Raw genomic sequence first — 6,315 nt, 5'->3', positions numbered from 1 at the left:
ACCGATATTCTTCACCCTGAAGGTGCTCCTTGTTGACGACGATCTGGCCTCAAGAACCTCGATCATCGTTGACCTGGAGCACTTTTCAGTTCACCGGCACGCCGCCACCATGAAAGCCCCGGGTTAGCGCGCCGACGAATATCCGGCTCGGTTCCCAATGGGAAGCCCGATGCGTCAACAGCTACGGCGAAGGGCTGCGCGCGACAGCTGCAGGCCGACTAGGCTGGATAGGGCTGAACCGAAACGATCGATGCCGACATTACTCGAACGGCGTCGCGGAGAGGATCCGCCGCCGCAGGGAGGCTACGATGGGGCCATCGACCTGGCTGACCCTCTTGGCCTCGATCCATTCCGGGTCGGCAAAGAAGGCCTTCCACTTGCGTTCGAGGTCATCGTAGGAGTCGAACCGCAGCACGTAGACAATTTCGTTCAGGGTGTTCGTGCCGAATTCGGTCAGCGAGATGAAGACAACCTCCATCCCATGCTTGGACATTCCCTTCAGTCCGTGCTCGTTGAACCTGCGTATCAGAGCCGGAAGGCGGCCGGGAACCACAGTATACTCGCGCAGCTCGTAGATCACTCTGTTCACTCCGTTCACAGTTTGGGTCGTAGCCATTGCTTCACCGATGGCAGCGAGCGGCGCCGTTCGCCTGAATCCAAGGCGATTGAACGCTCTGCTCGCCGAGCCTAGGTTCGGCACGACGACTGGGCTTCTTCGTAAAAGCCGTCCTTGCTGCCGATCGGACGGTTCAGCTCCCACAGTGCCCGTCGCGCGACCGATGAGTTCCGCGGCCCCGGCCGGTATGTATGACCGAGCCTCGGCTGGCCGCGGAGCCGCGCGTTGCCCGGGGGCGGAGCAACTGAACGGAGAGAACCATGACCTCGACAGGGTCGGCCTCGCCTGCGACTGCAGCACCCGCTGCAGAGGTCAGCCGGCGGTGGATAATGCTGGCGCTGCTGCTGCTCGGACAGTTCATGGGTCTGGTCGACGTGTTCATCGTAAACGTGGCGATGCCTTCGATTGGCACCCAGTTCCACGCCTCTGGGGCGTCCCTGCAGTTGGTCGTCGGTGGCTACATGATTTCCTACGCGATGCTGCTGATCACCGGCGCCCGGCTGGGTGACCTATACGGACGGCGCCGGATGTACCTGCTGGGAGTGGTCGCGTTCACCGTCATGTCCGCAGCCTGCGCGCTGGCGCCCAACGTGACCACCCTGGTGGTTTTCCGCTTTGCTCAAGGCGCCGGCGCGGCCGTCATGGTGCCGCAGATCATGAGTGTCATTCAAATGCAGTTCGCGGGCAAAGCGCGGGCTCAGGCGCTCTCCGCTTACGGCGCGGTCCTCTCCACCGGTGCGGTGGCCGGCCTGGTCCTCGGCGGCGTCATTGTCAACGCGAACCTGTTCGGCGAAAGCTGGCGCCCGGTGTTCATCGTCAACGTGCCCATCGGGGTGGTGCTGATCGCCTTGTTACCGCGGCTGCTCCCGAAGGACGCGCCGACCGGACGCCGGCGTCTCGATCTATACGGACTGGCCGTTGCGGTGCCCGCAGTGTTTCTGATGGTGCTTCCCGCGGTTCTCGGACGCCAGCTCGGCTGGCCGGCCTGGACGTTTGTATGTATCGCAGCGGGGATCGTGCTGGCGGTCGTATTCGCCCAGCTCGAGCGCAAGACTGCGGCCCGAGGCGGAGACCCGTTGCTCAACTTCGCCGTTCTGCACGCGCCTGGTATCGCGGCAGGGATGATCACCCTGGTGTGCGTCCAGCTGACCTACGGCGGCTTCCTGTTCGTTTTCACCTTGCACCTGCAGTCGGGGCTGGGGGAAAGCGCCCTACGCGCCGGATTGACCTACCTTCCCATGTCCATTACCTTCGGACTGGCCGGTTTCTACTGGCGCAAGCTCCCCGAGCGGCTGCATTCGGTACTTGCGCCTTCGGGCCTCGCGCTTTCGGCGCTCTCCTACGGGTTAATCGGACTCGCCATGCACGACGGGAGTTCCGGCGGGGCGCTGATGTGGGTGGGCATGATGCTCAACGGTGTCGGCATGGGGTTGTCGACGAGCCCGCTGCTGACCCAGTCCCTGTTGAACGTGCCGATGGCGCAGGCAGCTGATGCCAGCGGCCTGCTGACCACCATAGTTCAGCTCGGACAGGTCGCTGGCATTGCGGTCTTCGGCTCCATATACCTGACCCTCATCGGCCGCGCCGGCACGCACTCCCACGTCGTAGGGGGTGCCATGGAAACGACCGCGGCGTGGATCCTGGCGGTGGCCGCGCTCGGCGTGATCCCGGGGGCGGCCGTGGCGCGCGTTGTACTTCGAAGTCCGCGCCCGCAGCAGCCGCAGCCGACCCCTCTGGCCACCGGAACTGTCTCGAATTGAGTAGTGGCGGTGTGATGGTGTGGTGGCTCAACCGGGACCTCCCTGGTCCCGCAAGTACGGTGGCCGCGGGCAATAGCGGCGCGAGCAACAAGGCCCCGGATTGCGAGGGCGGTGTTGACCACGGATGGACGAACCGTCAAGGCGTCTGATTTACGCATCCGAAAGAGTTTGCCCGATGCAACGAGTACTCCTTCCAGGTTGGCTACAGGTGCGTGGCCGCCAGATCGTCACGCGATAGGCGGGTCGTAGGGCGGCCTGCAATTCCGTCGTGCCCCTCAGCTGACTCGAACTAGCTGGCACGACCCCGGGCGTTAACCATTCCGTTGGCGTCGAGTCCGCCGGTCAGGCCGAAGACCGCGAAGACCTCGGAATCTCGGAACACCGAATTCCGGCTGATGCCCTCGCCAGTCACGGTCAAGATCTGGAGCGTGTGCAGCGCGTACCCGTCACCGACGCGCTGATAGGCGGCGAAACCGGGCTGACCGTTAGCCCCGACCGGCTTCAAACGCCAGTCCGTTCCGGACTTCGCGAAAACCCATTCCATGAACAGGCCGTAGTTGCCGCGGCCGGCGAACCAATTGATCATCGGCGGCATCTCCATGACCACGTCCTTGGTGAGCAGCCGCTTGAGGCCCTCGACATCAGCGCGCTCAAATGCCTTCATGTAGCGGTCGATCAACGCGCGCTGCTCGACTGCGGACGGCTCGCTGAGACGTTCCTGGCGGATCCCGACTTCCTTCACACGCGTACGCGCCCGCTGCAGGGAACTGTTCACCGATACGGCGGTAGTTCCAAGAATTTCCGCTGCCTCGGACGCCGAGAAGCTGAGCACGTCGCGCAGGATCAGTGCACCACGCTGACGTGCCGACAGGTGCTGAAGGGCGGCGGCGAACGCCAGGCGCAGGCTGCTGCGGTCGATCACGGCGCTCGCCGGATCGCCCGCGTCTACCAAAGAGTCCGGCAAGGGCTGGAGCCAGGCGACGTTCTCTCCACGCACGAGCGGCTCACGCGGGTCCGACGCGGCCACCATGCCAGACGGCAGCGGTCGGCGACCGCGAACATCCAGGGCGGTCAGGCAGGCGTTCGTCGCGATCCGATAAAGCCAAGTGCGCAGCGAGCTACGAGTCTCGTCGTACTGCTCCCGAGCCCGCCACGCCCTCAGGTAGATGTCCTGGACCACGTCCTCAGCGTCGTGAGCCGAGCCAAGCATTCGGTAGCAGTACGCCAGCAACTCCGTCCGGAACGGTGCAATCCGGTGCTCGAAGCCCTCTTCCGTCGTTGTCACGCGCGCCCTCTCCTCTGCCACCACCAAGAAACACTATACCCGGCGATTGCTCGGTTATACGGCATCCGAGCGTGGCCTTCCCGCGCCGACGGAGGGAGCGGAAGGGCAGGAAATCAGAATCCGATCAGGGCCCCTCCGTCGCCGCGAACGGCGACGGAGCAGGGGAGTTCCATCAGTTTAGGCTTGAACAAGGGAGCGACGCCCATGGCCGGCTTTCACGAGGCAAGGGCTTCGTCCTGCGGGGCCTCGATGTGGACGTCGCGGGCGAGGTCGTCCACACCCGCAGGATGAGGCGAACACCCAGGGGGCAAGTTGTTCACACCACAACGATTCGGCGGTCGAACGCGGCGGGACGATGACATGCTCCTCCGCGGCGATGGCTCCTGCATCGGTGCATTCGGTCAGTTGATAGACCGAGCCGCCAGTCACCCGGTCGGCGTCTCGGATGGTCCATCGTACGGCGTCGCGGCTGCGGTGCAGGGGCAGCAAACTCGGATAATAACCAATGGCTGCTACGCGGGCGCGGGCACGAGTCCGTCGTCCGATGAAGGCGTGCGAATGAGCGGCCAGGACGACGTCGGTCTTGTCCGGGATGTGCTGGGCGCGCAGATCGGATGCAGGGGTCCACTCGATGCCGCGCGAATAAGCCCAGGAGCGGAGCCGATCCCAAGTCATCGGATTCTCGCCGTCCGCTGCGTAGCTGTGCCTCTTGCGGTGCTGCGGCGCGGCGATACCGACAATCGTGTGTCCTTGCCCGACGACAGCTTCAGCCACAGCGACCCCGAACCCGCCTTGGCCGGACAGGTAAACGTTCATTGGCTCTCTCCCACCGGGTTGACTCTGGTTGAGCCTAGCCCGGATCTTTCGTGTGGCGCCTGCTGATGACCGTTCTTGAGGCAGCAGCCTCTGTGGTTTCCGATTGTGCTGTGAGGGCATGACGGTTGGCCGAGATCGCTCGGTGCGCCGGTTCCAGCCGGTCGGCGTTCTGGTTGTAGGTGCAGGTGGGCTGGTGTTCAGGTCGGCGCCGGGATGATCCGGAGCCGGTCGAGGCCTGCGGCGAGGAGCTGGGTCCAAGGTGCGTGAGCGGACAGGCGCAGCCGGCGGCCCCCGCCGTGGTGGGAGATACGAGCGGCGATCGAGAACAGCCGCAGGCGCAGTCGTTTGGGTTCCCACCGTCGTGCGGGGTGGTCGGTGAAGGCGAGCAGTTGCAGCCAGGCGGTGAGCTCGAGGGCCAGGGCCACGATGGCGAGCCAGATCCGGTTCTGATTGAAGTCGTGCAGTGGCAGGTTGCGCAGGCCGCTGTCTTTGGCGATGCGGATGCGGTCCTCACACCTTGCCCGTCTGCGGTGGCGCAGTTCGAGGTCGGCGAGCTGGCCGTTGGTCGTGTTGGTGGCGAAGGCGGTGACCGGAGTTGCCGTCATGGTCGGTGATCCGCAACTGCGCGCCGGGGTGCGGTCGTTCTTTGCGGAGGATGACGCGCATCCCGGCCGGCCAGGACCCAAGGTTGAGCAGGCCGGTGGCTTCGGCGACGAACGCGCCGTCTCGGATCTGACCGTCGCCGTCGTAGGCCGGCTGCCACAGTCTCGCCCTATCGAGCATGGCCAACTCCGTGGTGAAGGTGTCAGGCAGGCTGAAGCCCACGGAGTACTGCACCCGCTGCCCGGACAGCCACGACAGCAGCTCGTGGGTGCCTCCCGCGCCGTCGGCGCGGACCAACACGGCCTTGCCGGGCCGGCGGCCACGCTGGTGCCCAGGTAGCTGAGCGAACGCCCGCCGCAGCACCGCGATGTGGTCGGCGGCAGTGTTCGATCCGGCGTTTCCCTTGCGCAGCAGGACTGAAAGCGGTTCGCCAGTCCCGTCGGACCCGTGGTCGACGAAGGTCAGCAACGGGTGGAATCCAAATCCGCGCTTGAACGTCGGGGCCGCGTTCTCCTTCTCTGAGTGCGCGGTGACCAGGGTGGCATCGATGTCAATGACCACCGGGCTCTCGGCGCTCGCGGCGTGGTGCGGGGCGTGTTCTCCGGCGGCGGCCCACACCCGAGCCCGGGCCGCGGCCCGCGCGGCGTCGATCGCTTTCAGGGCCAGGTCGGCGTCCGCGGCGAGGGCGTCGACCAGCCGGGACACGGTCGGATCTGAGGCAACGAGGCCGAACACCCCGGGCTCGGCGCGCAACACCGCCACATCGGCCAAACAGTCCCCGCCCACCGCCAACGCGATCGCCAAATCGGTGACGATCTTGCCCGGGTCATGCCGCGCCAGCGGTTTCCGCCACCGAGCCAGAGCTTGGGACAGGCCCCGGTCCAGGCCCGACGCCCGAACGGTCTCGACCAAAGACACCGCCCCGGCCCGGGAGACGATCTTGACCGCTGCCGTGTCGGTCTGGACACGCGGATACAACCCGATATTCTTCACCCCGAAGGTGCTCCAAGCTCCGCATAAATCTGGTCTTCGCAACCCTGATTCTTGCTGGCCTGGAGCACCTTTCAGTTGATCACCACGCGGTCACCGTGAAAGCACCGGGTTAGGTCTAATACCGTTCAGTTAGTGGGTTGTGATCTGGTAGATGGGTGGGTGTTGGGGTCGGGGCCAGGTGGCGTGGTGGGCGCGTTTGACGTGCCATTTGGGCATCTTTCTTTTGATGACGCGGGGTTGGG

Annotated in this window: 4 protein-coding genes and 1 pseudogene; 1 reads left to right on the top strand and 4 read right to left on the bottom strand. The window is 65.1% G+C overall.

Going from position 1 to position 6,315, the window contains the following annotated elements:
• Nucleotides 1-259: 259 nt before the first annotated feature.
• On the bottom strand, nucleotides 260-580 hold the full coding sequence (locus RM423_RS23815) for an NIPSNAP family protein (RefSeq protein ID WP_311425530.1): 321 nt from the start codon (nucleotides 578-580) through the stop codon (nucleotides 260-262).
• A 365-nt stretch (nucleotides 581-945) separates the two neighbouring features.
• Here RM423_RS23815 and RM423_RS23810 point away from each other — a divergent pair, with 365 nt between their 5' ends.
• Nucleotides 946-2,376 carry an MFS transporter gene (locus RM423_RS23810; RefSeq protein ID WP_311425529.1) on the top strand — a complete coding sequence of 477 codons (1,431 nt, stop codon included), beginning with the start codon at nucleotides 946-948 and terminating at the stop codon, nucleotides 2,374-2,376.
• 289 nt (nucleotides 2,377-2,665) lie between these two features.
• Here the strand turns inward: RM423_RS23810 and RM423_RS23805 are convergent, their stop codons facing one another.
• The 3 genes and pseudogenes from RM423_RS23805 to RM423_RS23795 form a co-directional block, all read right to left on the bottom strand.
• Entirely contained in the window at nucleotides 2,666-3,682 is a 1,017-nt protein-coding gene (locus RM423_RS23805) for a sigma-70 family RNA polymerase sigma factor (RefSeq protein WP_396327851.1), read from the bottom strand.
• A gap of 156 nt (nucleotides 3,683-3,838) precedes the next feature.
• Nucleotides 3,839-4,477, bottom strand: a complete 639-nt coding sequence (locus tag RM423_RS23800; RefSeq protein ID WP_311425527.1) for a formyltransferase family protein — start codon at nucleotides 4,475-4,477, stop codon at nucleotides 3,839-3,841.
• Between the two features lie 197 nt (nucleotides 4,478-4,674).
• Nucleotides 4,675-6,073: pseudogene (locus RM423_RS23795) on the bottom strand (IS1380 family transposase).
• Nucleotides 6,074-6,315 lie beyond the last annotated feature (242 nt).

Source organism: Jatrophihabitans lederbergiae (assembly GCF_031845305.1).
In the GTDB taxonomy this organism is placed as follows: Bacteria; Actinomycetota; Actinomycetes; order Mycobacteriales; family Jatrophihabitantaceae; genus Jatrophihabitans_A; species Jatrophihabitans_A lederbergiae.
Note: the sequence above shows the minus strand (reverse complement) of the source record. Positions and strands in the feature narration are given on the sequence as shown.

Bases quoted from the DNA above. Each gene is read 5' to 3' on its own strand.
- RM423_RS23810 (WP_311425529.1), top strand. From the start codon at position 946: ATGCTGGCGCTGCTGCTGCTCGGACAGTTCATGGGTCTGGTCGACGTG.
- RM423_RS23800 (WP_311425527.1), bottom strand. From the start codon at position 4,477: ATGAACGTTTACCTGTCCGGCCAAGGCGGGTTCGGGGTCGCTGTGGCT.